The following is a 16,332-nucleotide window of genomic DNA, read 5'->3' as shown; positions in this document are numbered from 1 at the left end:
TCAGGGCACATCACGGCCACCGGTTTCGAGGCTCAGGGCTCCGGGGTGCGCTGAACCTCGGTCGGCGGCGTGAAAATGTAGCCGCCGTCCTCGAACGTCACGGTGAGCCCCTCGGCGAACGCCGGCTCGAAGACCGCGCGCGACGCGGCCCGCAGCTCTGCCGCGGCATCCGGGTCGCTCTGTCGAAGCGCCTCATAATCGGGATGCAGTTCCAGGCGGATGCCCGTTGCAGCAGTGCCGAGGTCGGGTTGCGGCCCAGGCGCACCGGTGAGCGCCCGGTCAATGGCCTGGGCGACCTGGAGGGAGTCGAGCTGCCAGCTCACCTCGAAGCGGTCGGTCGAGTCCGTTCCGGAGATTGCGTCATCGAGCACGCCGTAGAAGTCGGGGAGGTACGCCCGCACCGTCGCCCCGAGCTTCTCCAGGTTGAGGTGCGCGTTGCGGCGGATCAGCGGGTCGAACGTCCAGCGCACTTCGGTGACCCCGTGCTCGAGTGCGAGCGCCCGCTGCGCCAGCTTGAGGGCAAAGCCCACTCCCCCTCGTGCCGATGGCCGCACCGCTGTGGAGTGCGAGTGCACGTGGAGTCCATCGTCCCAGCCCAGCACACCGAGAAGCGCCCCGACCACTTCGTCGTCGCGAGAGGCGATCAGGACCGTGTTGCCCGCGTGGGCAACGGCCTGAATGAATGAGGGTTCGGGACCGGTGCCGCGCCCCCAGGTCTCGTCGAAGAGGCTGGCGATTGCCGCATAGTCATCGAGCCCCGACGCCGACCGAACGAGAACGCCAGCGGCATCCGCCGCCGAAGTCGCGTGGTCCGCGGCCTCGGTCACAGAACCGGTTCCTTGCTGTCAGGCACCGCCGCCGATTTCTTGCCTCTCGGTTCACCGGAGATTCGCGACGCGAACGGCGCCCAGAGGATCAGCACAACGCCGGCGCCGAGCAGCGCGCCGCCGACGGTGTCCGTGAGCCAGTGCACGCCGAGATAGGTTCTGGAGAACATCATGAGCGCCACCCAGATGGCGCCGGCGGCCCAGACCCAGACCCGCGGGAAGATGATCCCGAGCGCGACGGCCATGGTCGCAGCGTTGGCCACGTGCCCCGAGGGGAATGAACCGAAGTCGCTCGTCACGAGCATCTCCTCGGGTCGTGCGCGACCAACGAGGCTCTTGAGCAGTTGGGCGACGCCAACGCTCACGAGCGACGCGACGGCGAAGAACAGCGATGACCACGGACGCTTGATGAGCAGCAACACGATCACGATGAGTATCGGAAGGATGTAGGTTCCGAAGATCCCGCCGCCGATCCAGTTCATGCCATACGACAGCCAGTCGAGGAACGGCAGGCGCTCCTCGAACACTTCCTCGCTCCACTCGGAGTCAAGCTCGAAGGGCAGTGTGTTGCCGCGCTGCGCGATGAGGAACGCGAGGACGACACCGAGGGCCAGGGCGATTCCGCCCGAGATGTATGGCCAACGGCTGGTGACGCGTTTCGCCGCGGGGTCTGCGTGTATCTCTGACATTGGTTAATCATGCCCTGCACAGCCCTTTTGCGCGCGGCGCACGCAACCGTTGACTTTCCCACCCACGCTGTGCTTCGCCGGGCGTGGGTGGGAAAGAAGGCAGATTCAGCCCACGGTAGCCGCGAGGGCGAGGGCTGCGACCTCAACCTGGACGTAGCGCGGGGATGCCGTTGTCACGAGCGCCTTGTCCCCCGTGATTTCCAGTCGAGCCTCGGTTTCGCGCGTGTCGCAGGACGGCCCGACCCAGAGTTCCACGGCACCCGGTTCGACGATCCGCTGCATCTTCGCGTCCGAGAACGCGAGCCGTGCCGTCGGCACCTGGAACTCGACACTGACTGCTTCTCCCGGCTTGAGGACGACCCGGGAGTAGCCGAGCAGCTGTGCGACCGGGCGGGTGACGCTCCCGTGCACATCCCGCGCATAGAGCTGTACGACATCCGCCCCCTCGACGTCGCCCGTGTTCCGCACGACGACCCGAGCGGTGAAAGTACCGCCAGCGGCGACGGTTGGCGCGCCAACGGTGAGCTGGCTGTGTTCGAACGAGGTGTACGACAACCCGTGGCCGAACGGCAGCACCGGTGCGCTCGATGCGCTCGTGATCTCCGACGGGCCACCCAGAATCGGGTGGAGGTAGGAGTACGGCTGCGCGCCGGCGGAACGGGGAAGAGAAACGGGCAGCCGCCCGGAGGGCACGACGCGCCCGCTGAGCACACCGGCAATCGCGCCAGCGCCCTCTTCTCCGGGGAAGAACGCCTGAACCACGGCACGTGGGGCCGTCGTTCCACTCACCGCCCAGTCGATCGCGTACGGGCGACCGGTGAGCAGCACGAGAACCACGGGGGTCCCTGTCGCGACCACGCGTTCGATCAGCTCGCGCTGCACGCCGGGGAGCTCGAGGCTCTCCACGTCGTTGCCTTCACCGACGGTTCCTCGACCGAACAGACCGGCGCGGTCCCCGGCGACGACCACAGCGACCTCGGCTCTGCGTGCGGCCTCAACGGCCTCGTCGATCGCCGATGTGTCTCTGCCTTCGACGTCACAACCGCGCGCCAGGACGATGTCGCTCCCGCCCAACTCGACACCGAGTGCCTCGGCGAGGGTGGGGATCTCAAACCCGAGGGGAACCTCGGGATGGTGTGCGAGGACGTGGTTTGCGAAGGAGTAGCAACCCATGAGCGCTTCGGAGGACGCTGCGTTCGGCCCGATGAGGGCAATGCGCTTCGGTGCGTCGGCTCCGCGGCCCAGGGGAAGCGTTCCGTCGTTGGTGAGGAGAACTAGCGATTCCTCGGCAAGCCTCCGAGCAACGTCGCGGTGAGCCGGTGAGTCCAGGTCGACGGCCTCTGGAGGCGAATCGAAGGTCTCATCGAGGAGCCCGAGCTCTTCCTTCTGCGACAGCAGCCGCAACACAGCGCGGTCCACGATTGCGACATCGGTGACGCCGCTCCTGATGCGCTCGGCAAGCGGCTCGAGGAAGGCATCCCCCGTCGGAAGTTCGACGTCGATACCGGCCTTCAGGGCGATCTCCGCCGCGTGGCCGAGGTCTTCGGCGACGGCGTGCATCACCTGGAGGAATGCAACCGAGAAGTAGTCGGAGACGACGACTCCGTCGAAGCCCCACTGCCCGCGAAGCACGTCGGTGAGGTAGGACTCGTCGGCAGCAACGGGGATACCGTCGATTTCGGCGTATGAGTTCATGACCGAACGCACGCCGCCGTCGAGCACGGCCATCTCGAAGGGAGGGAGCAGGACGTCTGCGATCTCGCGCCGTCCGGCATGCACCGGTGCGTGATTGCGCCCGCTCTGCGATGCGGAATAGCCGACGAAGTGCTTGAGCGTGGCGTGCACGCCCTCGGACTGCAGGCCGCGAACGTACGCCGTCGCGATGGTACCGACAACGTACGGGTCTTCGGCGATGCACTCGTCCACGCGCCCCCACCGGGCGTCGCGAATGACGTCGAGGACGGGGGCGAGCCCCTGGTGGATGCCGAGCTCACGCATCGACTGTCCGATGAGCGCGCCCATCTCCTCGACCAGGTCCGGGTCGAATGCGGCGCCCCACGCCAGCGGCGTTGGGAAGGTTGCCGCCTGCCATGCGGCGAGGCCGGTGAGGCACTCCTCGTGGACGAGGGCGGGGATCCCGAGTCTGGTCTCCTCGCGCAAGCGCCTCTGCTCCGCCCACAGCCACCCCGCGCGCTCGGTCGGTTCGACCGGACGGGTTCCGTACACACGGGTCAGGTGCCCGAGGCCGTGCGTCGTCGCATCCGAGTACTTGCCGGTACTCGCCATCTCGCCCTGCATCGGTGCAACGATGTCGTCGCCCTGGTCGACCCAATAGCCGACCAGCTGGGCAAGCTTCTCTTCCAGTGTCATCCGGGCGTGCAGCTCGCGCACGCGCTTCGATGTTTCAGGCACGCCCGAATACTCCATTACTGTCTCTCTTCTGTGTTTCCTGGTGCGAGCGGGTCGTGCGGCGTGGGAATCGAACAGTCGATCATCCCTTGACGGCGCCGGTCAACCCACCGACGATGCGACGCTCGAAGAGGCTGAAGAAGATGAGCGCGGGGATCATCGACAGCGACGTGAACGCGAGAACCTTCGCCGTGTCCACCGAATACTGCGAGGCGAACGACTGCACTCCGAGCGGCAGGGTGAACGACGCTTCGTTGTTGAGGATGAACAGCGGCAGGATGTAACCGTTCCAGCTGCCGATGAAGGCGAGGATGCCCGTTGTGATCACGCCGGGTACGGCGAGCGGCACAACCATGCGCCAGAAGAAACCGATCCGCGAGCATCCGTCAATGAATGCCGCTTCTTCGATCTCATCGGGGATGGCCCGGAGGAACGGCACGAGGATGATGATCGTTGTCGGCAGGGCGAACGCGATCTGGGGCAGGATGATGCCACCGAGGTTGTTCATCAGGCCGAGGTTCTTGATCACGAGGTACAGCGGGGTGATCGCGACCGTCATCGGGAACATCAGTCCCGCAGCGAACAGCGAGTACAGGATGCCCCGCGCGTTGAACTTGTACCGGGCGATGACGTAGCTCGCCATGAGGCCGAGAGCCACGACACCGATGGTGGTGGCACCAGCGGCGATCGTGGAGTTCAGCACCTGGCGCCAGAAGACCGACCCGACGAGCACGTCGATGTAGTTGCCGATGTTCCACGGCGCGGGGAAGCCGGACGGATCCGTCGAGATCTGCGCGTTGGTGCGGAAACCACCGAGGATGATGTACGCAACCGGCGCCAGCAGGAGGACGATGACAACGGCGGCGAGGACGTAAATACCGGGGTTTCCCCACGGCAGCTTCGGCTTCAGCTTCGAGAGGAGAGGACGGGGAGCGACAGCTGTTGTCGTGGTCATTTGCTGCTCTTTTCGGTGAGGGCACCGTCAGTGTCGCGCCGCAGCACGAAACGCTGGTAAATGAGGGCAACGGCGAGTGAGATCAGGAACAGGACGACGGCGACGGCGTTTCCGTAACCGAAGTTGCCGGAGGTCCGGCCGTTCGCGACCATGTACGTCGCCATGGTCGAGGTTCCCGCTGTCGACGCGATGTACTGGCCCCAGATGATGTAGACGAGGTCGAACAGCTGGAGCGAACCGATGATCGAGAGGAAGGCCCAGATACGAAGTGTCGGGCCGAGCAGCGGAAGGGTGATCTGGCGCTGGATCTGCCAGAAGGACGCTCCGTCGATCTGCGCAGCCTCGGTGAGTTCGTCGGGGATTCCCTGGAGACCGGCGAGGAAGAGGATAACGGCGAAGCCGATGTACTTCCAGGTGATGATGAGCATCAGGGTCCACATGGCGATGTCGGGATTCGAGAGCCAGTCCTGCTGGAGGAATCCGAGGCCAAGCTTCTCGAGCATTCCGTTGACGGCTCCGTTTGTCTGGAGCATGAGGCTCCAGCCGGTTCCGACGACAACCTCGGAGATCACGTATGGAACGAAGATCAGGACGCGAATGATCGACTGGCCGCGCATCTTCCGGTTGAGCAGCAAAGCCAGGAAGATCGCGGCTGGTCCCTGAAGGACGAGCGAGAGGACGACGATGATGCCGTTGTGGCGGACCGCGTCGATGAACGTCGGGTCCTGAAGGATCGTGATGTAGTTCTGAAACCCGACGAAGTCTGTTGCGGGTCCGTAGCCCTGCCAGCGGAAGAAGCCGTAGTACGCGGCCATGACGACGGGGAAGATAACAAAAGCGAGGAAGACGATCAGGGCCGGTCCGACGAGAAGGGCGATCTCAATGCGGGTCGCCCAGCTCATCTTCCGCCGGCGAACCGGGAGCGACGTGACGTCGCCCCCGGTTCGACCGTCACCCGCGGTCACCCGAAGTTCTGAGGGTGATTGGGTGCGAGTGGTCATAATGCGGCGAACCTAGCCCTTCTTGGCTGCGTCGTTGACGGCAGAGACGAGGCCCTTGGCGTCGGTCTTGCCGGCGAGCAGGTCGACAACGGCCACGTTCAGCGCGTTACCGATGTTGAGTCCGTAGACGGTGTCGAGCCACTGCGAGACGTACGGTGCTGCGTTGTACGTTTCGAGGATCTGCTTCAGGTACGGCTCAGTAACGGCTTCCTGGGCAACAGTGTTGACCGGAGGAGCGTTGAATGCTGCGTAGTACTCCTTCTGCACGTCAGCCGTAGCGAGGTAGTTGAGGAAGTCAACACACTCGGCCGGCGCGTCAGCACCACACGAGTAACCGTCAACACCACCGAGGACCGAGCCGGGCTCGCCCTCTCCACCCGAAACCTCGGGGAACGGGAACCAGGCGAGGTCGGCAAGCGGCTTCTCGTCGGGGGTGAGCGAAGCGATCACTCCGGGGTTCCATGCGCCCATGAGCTCCATGCCGGCCTGGTGGTTGGCGAGGAGTCCAGCTGAGCTGCCAGCGCCCTGCTGGGCGGAGGTGGTGAGGAAGCCGTCGTTGAACGGTTCGGTTCCGGCGAAGTCAGCCAGCTCCTGAGCTGCGTCTTCCCAGCAGGATGCCGTGAAGTCCTTCTCGTCTGCAGCCTTGGCCAGGGTCTCGGGCGAGCAGGCGCGGAGTGCGAAGTGGTAGTACCAGTGCGCTGCAGGCCATGCGTCCTTGGCGCCAAGGGCGATCGGCTGAACGCCGCTTTCCTTGAGCTTGGTTGCAGCGACCTCGAGGTCTTCGATGGTCGTAGGCGTCTCGGTGATGCCCGCTGCAGTGAAGAGGTCCTGGCTGTAGAACAGACCGCCGGGGAGTACGGCGACGGGCATTGCGTAGATCTTGTCTTCGAGCGTGTTGGCCTTGAATGATCCCTCGGGGATCTCTTCCTTTGCCGTGTCAGACAGCTTGTCGGTCAGGTCCATGAGCTGTCCGGCAGCCACCATGGCGGCCATCTTGCCGCCTCCGCGCTGCAGGAAGATATCCGGAGCGTCGCCCGAGTTGAGCGCCGTCTGGAGCTTTCCGTCGAGGTCTTCGTTCTGGATCGACTGGATCTTGATCTTTACGCCGTCGTTCTCCTTCTCGAAGTCGGCAACGGTCTTGTCCCAGAATTCTTTTCCCGGGCCCGTTGTCGAGTTCTGCCACAGAGTCATCTCGACGGATCCGTCGCTTGACCCGGCATCTGCGTTTCCGCATGCACTCAATGCGAGCGCGGCAGCCATCATGACTGCGGACCCGGCGAGGACTTTACGTGTCTTCATTTCTCACCTGTTCTCTTCTTTGAGCGACGTCCGCCATGGACGCCGTCGGTGCTTCACCGGCTGGGGTTGCCGGAGTTTCTCACTGCCGCGGTCCTTTGCTGTGGATGCGACGAGAGCCCGACCGCCTGGCATGTGGTCGGGATGCCGACGGAATCCCAACGGAAATCACGACGGTCGTACCCATGCTGAAGCGAACGAACCCTCGAAGTTTTGCAAGTCCCGAGCTCAGTGTCAAACGTTTTCGAAAACCTTTTCCACGGGTGCTAGTGTCTGCCCTATGACTCGACGAGCGACAATCCACGACGTAGCCAGGGAGGCAGGCGTCTCGGTCGCAACCGTGTCGAAAGCCGTCAACGGCCGGTACGGGATCGCGGTGGACACGTCGCGACGGGTCATGGATGCCGTGGAGAAGCTGGGGTACGCGTCAAGTCTCGTCGCGAGCAGCATGCGGTCACGGCGCACCGGCGTTATCGGAGTGCTCGTGGCCGACTTCGAGCCGTTCAGCGCTGAGATCCTCAAGGGCGTCAGCATCGCGCTCAAGGACTCCGAACTCGATCTGCTCGCATACAGCGGGTCGCGACAGCGCGACAGCGCAGGCTGGGAGCGCCGTTCACTCTCCAGGCTGAGCGGAACGCTCATCGACGGCGCCATCATGGTCACCCCAACGGTCCTCGGCGCATCCTCCGACATTCCCATCGTGGCGATCGACCCGCACGCCGGTCCCGCTGACCTTCCCACCGTCGAGTCCGACAACTTCGGCGGCGCGCTGCTCGCGACACGGCACCTGATCCAGCTGGGGCATCGGCGCGTCGGGTTCGTCGCCGGCAGGCCCGACCTCCGGTCATCACGACTCCGCGAGGCCGGTTACCGCCAGGGCCTCAAGGAGGCCGGCATCCCGTTCCGGCAGGACCTCGTCCGGGTCGGGTTCTACCAGCAGGACACGGCGAAGGAAAGCACCGCATCGCTCCTCGGCGGTCCGGAGCGGCCGACGGCGATCTTCGCGGCGAACGACCTGTCCGCCATCGCGGTTGTTGAGACGGCCGCAAGCCTCGGTCTCACGGTGCCAGGCGACCTCTCGGTTGTCGGCTTCGACGACATCCCCGAGGCGGCGAGGCTCTCACCGCCACTGACGACGATCCGCCAGTCCATGCAGCAACTCGGCGAGGATGCCGTTGGCCTCCTGCTCGCGCTCATGGAGGGTCAGCACCCCGCCGAAATGCACATCAGGCTCCCGACCGCACTGGTCCGGCGAGCGACAACGGCTGCTCCCGGCGCGTAGGCCACAGCCACACCGACTGGTCGACCCGGACTCGAGCGACATAGCCGAGCGACATAGTCGATCCCCGACTCGCACGTGTCAAGCCCGCGACATGAGCAATTCTCAGTCGCATACTTGCTGACCACGACCCGTTCAACCCGAGGCGATCCGTGAGTCGCTGTCTTTCCGCACGCAATCCACCCGCGTGCAGGGGAACGTTCGTCGTGCCTTCGCCCAGGCGAAGAACCCTGCCCGGCACCGGGTAGGGACAACGAGGAAATGAGAACGAAAATGATTGATTCGAACGCAACCGGCAGCCTGATTGGCGCAACAGTCCTCGACCCCAACGGGGACAAGATCGGAAAAGTCGGACAAATCTACGTCGATCCGCAGGATGGTCACCTGGAATGGGCGAGCGTCAGCACCGGGTTGTTCGGCACCTCTGAGTCCTTCGTTCCACTGGAGGACGCAACGTTCGCTGGTGAACAGGTTCACGTGTCGTACGACAAGGACTTCGTGAAGGATGCTCCGCGCATCGAACCAGAGGGAGCGTTCAGCCCCGAGGAGGAGCAGCAGCTGTACACCTATTACAGCCGGGACTACACCCCGGCGACACAGTCGAACGACACCGAGACTCGGAACACGGATGCAACGGTCGGGCACGACACCTCGGGACCCAACACCGACTCCGCGATGACGAGGTCAGAGGAGCAGCTCCACGTCGGGACCGAGCAGGTGCAGACGGGGCGGGCGCGACTTCGCAAGTACGTCGTTACGGAGGAGCAGAATGTCACTGTTCCGGTCACACACGAAGAGGTCAGGCTCGAGCGGGAGCCGATCACGGACGCCAACGCGGCCGATGCTCTCTCCGGTCCGGACATCAGCGAGGAAGAGCACGAGGTCGTGCTCACCGAGGAGCGCGTGGTCGTCGAGAAAGAGACGGTGCCGGTGGAGCGCGTAAAGCTCGACAAGGAGCGCGTCACCGAACAGCAGAACGTCAGCGAGAACGTTCGCAAGGAAGAGATCGAGCTCGACACCGACGGTCGCGACACAACGACCAGGTAAGTCACCGCAGGTCGAGCACCTGCCGGTATACACAACGTGGGCTCCAGACCCGGCAGGGTCTGGAGCCCACGTGTGCGCCTACCGATCAGGCGAGAGCCACCGCCGACCAGGACACGGGCGGCAGCGTCACCGTGAGAACGCCGTCAGCGAGCACCGCACCATCGAGTTCGCGCAGCCCGACCCGCTCGCGGTCATCGATCGTGTTCTTCGCGTAGACGTCGTCATCGTGGAGCGTGACCGCCTCGGTGATGGTGGCGGCGTTCAGTGACGCGAGGTCGACGCTCACCTCGATCGCCTCGGTCTGGCTCCGGTTGACGAGGAACAGCGCACTCGTGCCCGACTCGCCATCGGCGGTGGCAACCGCGTCGACCAGTGGCGCCGCGCCATACACCTCGGTGTCGTACGTTCCAACGTCGATCCGCGGGCGCAGGACATCGCCCTTCGCGAGCCGGGACGTGACGGAGAACGGGAAGAACGTCGTCTGGCGCCAGGCTCCCCCACCCGGCTCGGTCATGATCGGGGCGATCACATTGACCAGCTGCGCGAGAGATGCGGATGCCACGCGGTCGTGGTTCTTCAGGAGCGTGATCAGCAGGTTTCCCAGCACAACGGCATCCGCAACTGAGTACACGTCTTCCAGTTGCCGCGGCGCATAACGCCACTCATCGTTGACCTCATCCGACGCCTGGTGCTCGTCGAGGTACCAGACGTTCCACTCGTCGAAGGAGAGCTTGATCTTCTTCTTGCTGCGCAGCTTGTTGCCGACGTGGTCGGCGGTGGCGACGACGGTTTCAATGAAGTACTGCATCTCGAGCGACGACGCGAGGAATGAACCGAGGTCACCCCTGCGCTCCTGGTAATAGGCGTGGCAGGAGATGTAGTCAACGTGCTCGTAGCTGTGCTCGAGAACCGTGCGCTCCCAGTCGCCGAAGGTCGGCATGCTCGAGCCGCTCGAACCGCAAACCACGAGTTCGAGGTCCTTGTCCGCAGCCTTCATGGCCTGCGCGGTCCGTGCGGCGAGCTTGCCGTAATCATCCGCGGTCATGTAGCCGGTCTGCCAGGGGCCATCCATCTCGTTGCCCAGGCACCACATACGGATGTTGTGGGGCTCGGGGGATCCGTTGGCCACGCGCTGGTCGCTGAGCGCCGTGCCCGACGGGTGGTTGGCGTACTCGAGCAGGTCGAGGGCAGCGTCGATCCCGCGGGTGCCGAGGTTCACGGCCATCATCAGTTCCGAGCCGGTGAGCCTGCACCAGCGGGCGAACTCGTCCGTGCCGACCTGGTTGGACTCGAGAGCGTGCCAGGCGAGGTCGCGGCGCACCGGGCGGCTGTCCTTCGGACCGACGCCGTCTTCCCACCGGTAGCCGGAGACAAAGTTGCCGCCGGGATAACGGATGGTGCTTGAGCCGAGCTCCTTGACCAGCTCGACCACGTCGAGGCGGAAGCCGTCGTCGTTGGCTGTCGGGTGCCCTGGTTCATAGATGCCGTCGTACACGCACCGGCCCAGGTGCTCAACGAACGAGCCGAAGATACGGCGGTTGAGTGGCGCGACGACCGCTGTTCGGTCGATGGCAATTCGTGCGGTGGTCACTGGATGACTGCCCTTCTATACAACGTTGTAAATGCAGTACCCATAGTGGCGGCGCGTGAGCGGATGGTCAAGTGTGCCTGCGGTACTCGCTTGATTCCGGCTGGTGCGCCGCGGAACGCTCACACGGCGGTTGACTCCCGTGGGATCACCCGGAAGTCGGTCAGGTACCGCCGGGGCGTGTGCGGCTCCAGCCGGTTATCGATGCGCTCGGCCAGCACACGCACGGCGGTGTCGGCGATCTCATTGCGACCAGGGTCGATGGTCGACAGCGTCGGCAGCGAGTATTTCGCCTCGTCGAGGTCGTCGAATCCGATCACGGCGACGTCGGCGGGAACCCGGAGCCCCGCCTCCTGGAGCACCCTCATCGCACCGAGGGCGAGCGTGTCATTGAGCCCGAAGACCGCGTCGAAGCGAACGCCGGACGCGAGCATCGCGCGCATCGCCTCCGCTCCATTGCGCCGGTGCCAGAGCCCCGCGTAGCCGATGAGTCCCTCGTCGAACGGGATGCCGGCGTCGGCGAGCGCCTCCCGATATCCCCGCAATCTCAGCGAGGCTGACCCGACCAGTTCCCCCTCGTGCGCTCCGAGAACGGCGATCCTCGACCGGCCGGCGTCGATCAGGTGCCTGGTCGCGGCCTTCGCCGCCTCGACGTTGCGCATGGTGACGTGATCGGCGGGGCCGTCGAAAATCCGCTCGCCGAGCAGCACGAGCGGGTACGGCACATCGAGCAAGGCGAGGTCGTCCGGGCCCATGCCAAGCGGGCTGAAGATGAGGCCGTCCGTCAGCTGCAGCCGGGGGCTCGAGAGCATTTCGATCTCCCTGGTGCGGTCACCGCCGGCGGTCTGTTCGATGAGCACGACCAGGTGGCGACGTTCCGCAGCCTTGATGACGGCATCCGCGAGCTCCGCGAAGTAGCTCAGGCTGAGTTCAGGCAGGGCAAGACCGATGACGCCCGTCCGCCCCGACCGCAGACTACGTGCGGAGAGGTTCGGCTTGTACCCGAGCTCGGCGATGGCCTTGAGGACCCGCTCGCGTGTGGCGGGCCTGACGTGTTCATAGTCGTTGACCACGTTCGACACGGTCTTGATCGAGACACCGGCGAGGGTGGCGACGTCGTGCAGTGTTGTGGCCATCGAAGCCCGCCCTCCCCCGGAACGCTGCCCGTGAACCGTCATCTGCTAAAGAACCTACAACGTCGCACGTCGTCCCGGTGCGTGTACCGTGCCCGGCGGCATCTCCGCAGGCCACAATGGCCCCGGTGAGCGCACGTGCTCAGCAACAGCGCCCCTGCGGCTCACGGTCCCTGACGTCGTCGCGCTCCCGCCAGAACAGCTTCTCCGGCATCGGTGGGACGCCGGGGTGGGCGCTCCGGTGGTGTGCGACGTACACCTCGTATGCGTTATCGCCCATGACCGCGCGGACGTAGCGGACGATCGAGGCCAGGCCGTTGTGCACCATCGCACGCACCGCGGGCGCCCTGGCCACCAGCGAGCCGGCCATCAGTGCTTCGCCTTCTCTCGGCGCTCGGCGGCCGGCAGCTCGTCCCAGAGCTTCTGGATGCGCTTCTCCGGTTTCGTCGTGATCAAGCCGGACGGCCCGAAGATCCTCGAGGGAATGGCGGGGTCCTCGGTGTTGACTCCTCCGCCGTTCTGGAACGCGCGCACCGTCCGGAACACAGCGATCGCGATGACGATGACCGTCAGGACGACGAACAGAATGGACAGGGTGCCCTGGACGACCGTGTTGCGCACGACCGCCTCCATCGCCTCTCGACTCGTCGCCGTTCCGAAGGTCTCCTCCCCCGCGGCGAGCGCCTCCCTGAACGCCGCGTTCTGTGCCCAGTAACCGACGGCGGGGACCGGTGAGAAGATCTTGAACAGCGACGCCGTCACGGTGACCACCGTGGCGAAGGCGAGGGGAAGCGCCACGACCCAGAGGTATTTGAAGTAGCCGCGGTCGGCAACGATGGCGAGGCAGACGGCGAGGGCGATCGCGGCGAGCAACTGGTTCGCGATGCCAAACAGCGGGAACAGGGTATTGATCCCGCCAAGCGGGTCGGTGACCCCCATGATCAGGATCGCTCCCCACGCCGCAACCATGATGGCCGTGCAGAACCACGCTCCGAGCGTCCAGCTCGCGTCCTTGAACTTCGGGAAGATGTTGCCGATCGAGTCCTGCAGCATGAACCGGGCGACCCGGGTGCCGGCGTCGACGGCTGTCAGGATGAACAGCGCCTCGAACATGATCGCGAAGTGGTACCAGAAGCTCATCAGTCCGACGCCGCCGATGAGCTGCTGCATGATGTGCGCGAGCCCGACGGCGAGGGTCGGTGCTCCACCGGTGCGGGAGACAATGCTCTCCTCACCCACGTTCCTCGCGGTCTCCTCGAGCAGCTCCGGCGTGAGGTTCACTCCGGTCAGTCCGAGCGAGTTGACGTAGGCGACAGCCCCCTCGACGGTACCGAGGGTGTTCGCCGCCGAAATGTTCATGGCGAAGTAGAGCCCACGGTCGATCGAGATCGCCGCCACGAGCGCCATGATGGCGACGAAGCTCTCCATGAGCATCCCGCCGTAACCGATGAACCGGCTTTGGCGCTCTTTCTCGAGGAGCTTCGGTGTGGTTCCGGATGCGATCAGCGCGTGGAATCCGGAGAGCGCGCCACACGCGATGGTGACGAACAGGAACGGGAACAGCGACCCTGGCACGACGGGACCACCGGCCGGGTTGCTCGCGAACTCGCTGAACGCAGGGACGGTGATCTCGGGGCGGACGATCACGATGGCCAGGGCGAGCATGAGGATCGTTCCGATCTTCATGAACGTCGACAGGTAATCGCGCGGCGCGAGCAACAGCCAGACCGGGAGGATAGCGGCGATAAAGCCGTAGATGATGATGCCCCAGGCGATCGTGGTGCGGTCGAGGGTGAAGACCGCTGCGCCCCACGCGGTGTCCGCGACCATGCCGCCGCCGATGATGGCGGCGAGCAGGAGCACAAAGCCGATGATCGAGACCTCGGTGATCCTGCCCGGCCGAAGGAACCGCAGGTACACGCCCATGAAGAGCGCGATCGGGATGGTCATCGAAACGCTGAAGACACCCCACGGGCTCTCGGCGAGAGCGTTGACGACGACGAGCGCCAGGATGGCCACGATGATGACCATGATGACGAGTGTGGCGATGATCGCCGCGGTCCCGCCGACCCTGCCGAGCTGATCGCGAGCCATCTGGCCGAGCGATCGCCCGCCGCGGCGGGTGGAGAAGAAGAGGACGAGGTAGTCCTGCACAGCCCCGGCGAGGATGACGCCGACGATGATCCACAGCGTGCCGGGCAGGTAACCCATCTGCGCGGCGAGGACGGGACCGACGAGCGGGCCGGCTCCGGCGATCGCAGCGAAGTGGTGGCCGAAGAGCACACGGCGGTCGGTCGGGACGTAGTCCTTGCCGTTGGCTTTGTATTCGGCGGGAGTTGCTCGCCGGTCGTCCGGCCTCGTGATCACGCGCTCGATGAACTTGGAGTAGAACCGGTAGGCGATGAGGTAGGTGCACACGGCGGCGAAGACGAACCAGATCGCGTTGACGGTTTCACCCCGCACGATGGCGAGCATCACCCACGCCAGTCCACCGAGCAGCGCAATGGCTACCCAGAGGATGATCTTCGGCGGCGTCCACCTGCGCTCGTCGGCTTCGCGTTCGTCGTCGGGAACGGCGACGGGTGGGAGCGCCGGGTCCTGCTGGAGAACGGCGGAATCCGGCGATTCGCCCGATAGTCCTGGACCGTTGCCCGTGCGGCTTGTCCTGTTGCGCTTGCTCTGGCCGGCGTCGTTGCCCATCGGAACCCCTCGGATCGCAGTGTCGGTGCTCGCCCGTCCCGCACAACGGCGTGCGGATGTTCCGATGGTACAACTCGACAGCCCCCGAACGGGTGGCTCCCGGCGTGTCTCGCCAAGCCGGTGGCCGACGCGCTAGCCGACGAGCGCAGGGACCGTCCGTGGGCGCACAATGAGCCACACCGAAGCGACGGACACGAGGGCCGTCGCGAGCATGACTGAGCCCATCGGGACCGCTGAGTCGATACCGAGCACACCGACGATCGGTGAGATCAGTCCGGCAAGGCCGAAGTTGAGAGCACCGAGGAGCGAGGCTGCAGTGCCAGCTTCGTGCCCGTGGTTGACGAGCGCGAGAACCTGCACAGCGGGGAACCCGAAGCCGGCGGCCATGATGAAGAAGAACAGCGGAATCAGGACGCCGAGGAACCCCCCACCGGTCTGTGCCAGCACGATGATGGCGAGGGCAGTCAGCGCTTGAACAGCTGTCGTTACCGCGAGAATCCACTGCGGACCGATCGAGCGCATGAGCCTCGACGAGACCTGCACGCCGATGACGATGCCGATCGAGTTGATCCCGAAGAGGAAGCCGTACTGCTGTGGGTCGAGCCCGTACAACTCCTGGAACAGAAACGACGAACTCGACAGGTACGCGAACAGGCCGGAGAAGCTCATTCCGCCGATCACAGCGACGCCGACGAACACCCTGTCGGTGAAGACCGATCGATACCGGTCGCGCACCGTCGAGTGGCCCGAACCGTGCCTCTTCTCCGGGGGCAGCGTCTCCACGATGAACACCGTCACCGCGAGGATCACGACGACGCCGTACAGCGCCAGGAAGACGAAAAGACCACGCCAGTCGAGGAAGAGCAGCAGCTGTGAACCGATCACCGGTGCCAGGACAGGAGCGAGGCCGTTCACGAGGGCCAGGCGCGACAGCATCCGTACCAGCGGTTTTCCACCGAACAGGTCGCGCACCATGGCCATGGCGACGACACCGCCGGCAGCGGCGCCGGCCCCCTGCAGTACCCGGAAGATGCTGAGCCAGAGGATGTCGGGGGCGAACGCCGCTCCGACGCTCGCAGCGATGTGCACGCTCGTCGCGAGAATGAGCGGAAGCCGTCGGCCAACCTTGTCGCTCCACGGCCCCATGAACAGCTGCCCGAGGGCGAAGCCGATGGTGGTTCCGGTGAGGGTCAGCTGAATGAGGGATGCCGGAACGTCGAGTTCCGATTCGAGCACGGGGAACGCGGGGAGATACAGGTCGATGGTGAACGGCCCGAGCGCGGTGAGCGCACCGAGAACGACGATGTAGACGAGTCGCTGACGGCGGGTCAGCGCGTCACCGGGATGCACAACGGTAGAGGTCACTTGAGAGGGGTCCTAGATCTTCAGCGGGCCGAGCATCCCACGG

The 16,332-nt window shown here is 65.1% G+C and carries 13 protein-coding genes; 2 read left to right on the top strand and 11 right to left on the bottom strand.

Going from position 1 to position 16,332, the window contains the following annotated elements:
• Positions 1-32: 32 nt before the first annotated feature.
• The 6 genes from AC1X6S_RS08470 to AC1X6S_RS08445 form a co-directional block, all read right to left on the bottom strand.
• Positions 33-827: a GNAT family N-acetyltransferase gene (locus AC1X6S_RS08470; RefSeq protein WP_483405312.1), complete on the bottom strand. Its 795-nt coding sequence runs from the start codon at positions 825-827 to the stop codon at positions 33-35.
• Positions 824-1,516 carry a phosphatase PAP2 family protein gene (locus AC1X6S_RS08465; protein WP_483405311.1) on the bottom strand — a complete coding sequence of 231 codons (693 nt, stop codon included), beginning with the start codon at positions 1,514-1,516 and terminating at the stop codon, positions 824-826. Before AC1X6S_RS08465 ends, AC1X6S_RS08470 begins: the two co-directional genes overlap by 4 nt.
• A gap of 105 nt (positions 1,517-1,621) precedes the next feature.
• Positions 1,622-3,943, bottom strand: coding sequence for a beta-xylosidase/alpha-l-arabinosidase (locus AC1X6S_RS08460; protein WP_483405310.1), 2,322 nt, complete (start codon positions 3,941-3,943; stop codon positions 1,622-1,624).
• A gap of 64 nt (positions 3,944-4,007) precedes the next feature.
• Entirely contained in the window at positions 4,008-4,880 is an 873-nt protein-coding gene (locus AC1X6S_RS08455; protein WP_108390188.1) for a carbohydrate ABC transporter permease, read from the bottom strand.
• Complete coding sequence (locus tag AC1X6S_RS08450; RefSeq protein ID WP_108390187.1) at positions 4,877-5,881, bottom strand: carbohydrate ABC transporter permease; 1,005 nt, start codon at positions 5,879-5,881, stop codon at positions 4,877-4,879. The genes AC1X6S_RS08455 and AC1X6S_RS08450 overlap by 4 nt, the downstream gene beginning before the upstream one ends.
• A 12-nt stretch (positions 5,882-5,893) precedes the next feature.
• Positions 5,894-7,180, bottom strand: a complete 1,287-nt coding sequence (locus tag AC1X6S_RS08445) for an ABC transporter substrate-binding protein (RefSeq protein ID WP_483405309.1) — start codon at positions 7,178-7,180, stop codon at positions 5,894-5,896.
• Positions 7,181-7,457: 277 nt separating this feature from the next.
• Here AC1X6S_RS08445 and AC1X6S_RS08440 point away from each other — a divergent pair, with 277 nt between their 5' ends.
• Together AC1X6S_RS08440 and AC1X6S_RS08435 are read left to right on the top strand one after the other, a co-directional pair.
• Positions 7,458-8,459, top strand: coding sequence for a LacI family DNA-binding transcriptional regulator (locus AC1X6S_RS08440; RefSeq protein ID WP_483405308.1), 1,002 nt, complete (start codon positions 7,458-7,460; stop codon positions 8,457-8,459).
• A 270-nt stretch (positions 8,460-8,729) separates the two neighbouring features.
• Positions 8,730-9,503, top strand: a complete 774-nt coding sequence (locus AC1X6S_RS08435) for a DUF2382 domain-containing protein (protein WP_483405307.1) — start codon at positions 8,730-8,732, stop codon at positions 9,501-9,503.
• 85 nt (positions 9,504-9,588) lie between these two features.
• Here AC1X6S_RS08435 and arfA read toward each other — a convergent pair whose 3' ends face one another.
• From arfA to AC1X6S_RS08410, 5 genes are all read right to left on the bottom strand, one after another.
• On the bottom strand, positions 9,589-11,094 hold the full coding sequence (gene arfA / locus AC1X6S_RS08430; RefSeq protein WP_483405306.1) for an arabinosylfuranosidase ArfA: 1,506 nt from the start codon (positions 11,092-11,094) through the stop codon (positions 9,589-9,591).
• 119 nt (positions 11,095-11,213) lie between these two features.
• Entirely contained in the window at positions 11,214-12,227 is a 1,014-nt protein-coding gene (locus tag AC1X6S_RS08425; RefSeq protein ID WP_483405305.1) for a LacI family DNA-binding transcriptional regulator, read from the bottom strand.
• Positions 12,228-12,366: 139 nt separating this feature from the next.
• Positions 12,367-12,594: a YbdD/YjiX family protein gene (locus AC1X6S_RS08420; RefSeq protein WP_483405304.1), complete on the bottom strand. Its 228-nt coding sequence runs from the start codon at positions 12,592-12,594 to the stop codon at positions 12,367-12,369.
• The gene (locus tag AC1X6S_RS08415) at positions 12,594-14,924 is read right to left on the bottom strand and encodes a carbon starvation CstA family protein (protein WP_483405303.1); all 2,331 of its coding nucleotides are present in this window, start codon (positions 14,922-14,924) and stop codon (positions 12,594-12,596) included. The genes AC1X6S_RS08420 and AC1X6S_RS08415 overlap by 1 nt, the downstream gene beginning before the upstream one ends.
• Before the next feature lie 132 nt (positions 14,925-15,056).
• The gene (locus AC1X6S_RS08410; protein WP_483405302.1) at positions 15,057-16,289 is read right to left on the bottom strand and encodes a multidrug effflux MFS transporter; all 1,233 of its coding nucleotides are present in this window, start codon (positions 16,287-16,289) and stop codon (positions 15,057-15,059) included.
• Positions 16,290-16,332 lie beyond the last annotated feature (43 nt).

The sequence above is a fragment of the Mycetocola sp. Y442 genome (assembly GCF_056898615.1).
Note: the sequence above shows the minus strand (reverse complement) of the source record. Positions and strands in the feature narration are given on the sequence as shown.

Coding starts and splice junctions, on each gene's coding strand:
- AC1X6S_RS08465 (WP_483405311.1), bottom strand. CDS start 1,516: ATGTCAGAGATACACGCAGACCCCGCGGCGAAACGCGTCACCAGCCGT.
- AC1X6S_RS08420 (WP_483405304.1), bottom strand. CDS start 12,594: ATGGCCGGCTCGCTGGTGGCCAGGGCGCCCGCGGTGCGTGCGATGGTG.
- AC1X6S_RS08435 (WP_483405307.1), top strand. CDS start 8,730: ATGATTGATTCGAACGCAACCGGCAGCCTGATTGGCGCAACAGTCCTC.
- AC1X6S_RS08445 (WP_483405309.1), bottom strand. CDS start 7,180: ATGAAGACACGTAAAGTCCTCGCCGGGTCCGCAGTCATGATGGCTGCC.
- AC1X6S_RS08440 (WP_483405308.1), top strand. CDS start 7,458: ATGACTCGACGAGCGACAATCCACGACGTAGCCAGGGAGGCAGGCGTC.
- AC1X6S_RS08415 (WP_483405303.1), bottom strand. CDS start 14,924: ATGGGCAACGACGCCGGCCAGAGCAAGCGCAACAGGACAAGCCGCACG.
- AC1X6S_RS08425 (WP_483405305.1), bottom strand. CDS start 12,227: ATGGCCACAACACTGCACGACGTCGCCACCCTCGCCGGTGTCTCGATC.
- AC1X6S_RS08460 (WP_483405310.1), bottom strand. CDS start 3,943: ATGGAGTATTCGGGCGTGCCTGAAACATCGAAGCGCGTGCGCGAGCTG.
- AC1X6S_RS08455 (WP_108390188.1), bottom strand. CDS start 4,880: ATGACCACGACAACAGCTGTCGCTCCCCGTCCTCTCCTCTCGAAGCTG.
- AC1X6S_RS08450 (WP_108390187.1), bottom strand. CDS start 5,881: ATGACCACTCGCACCCAATCACCCTCAGAACTTCGGGTGACCGCGGGT.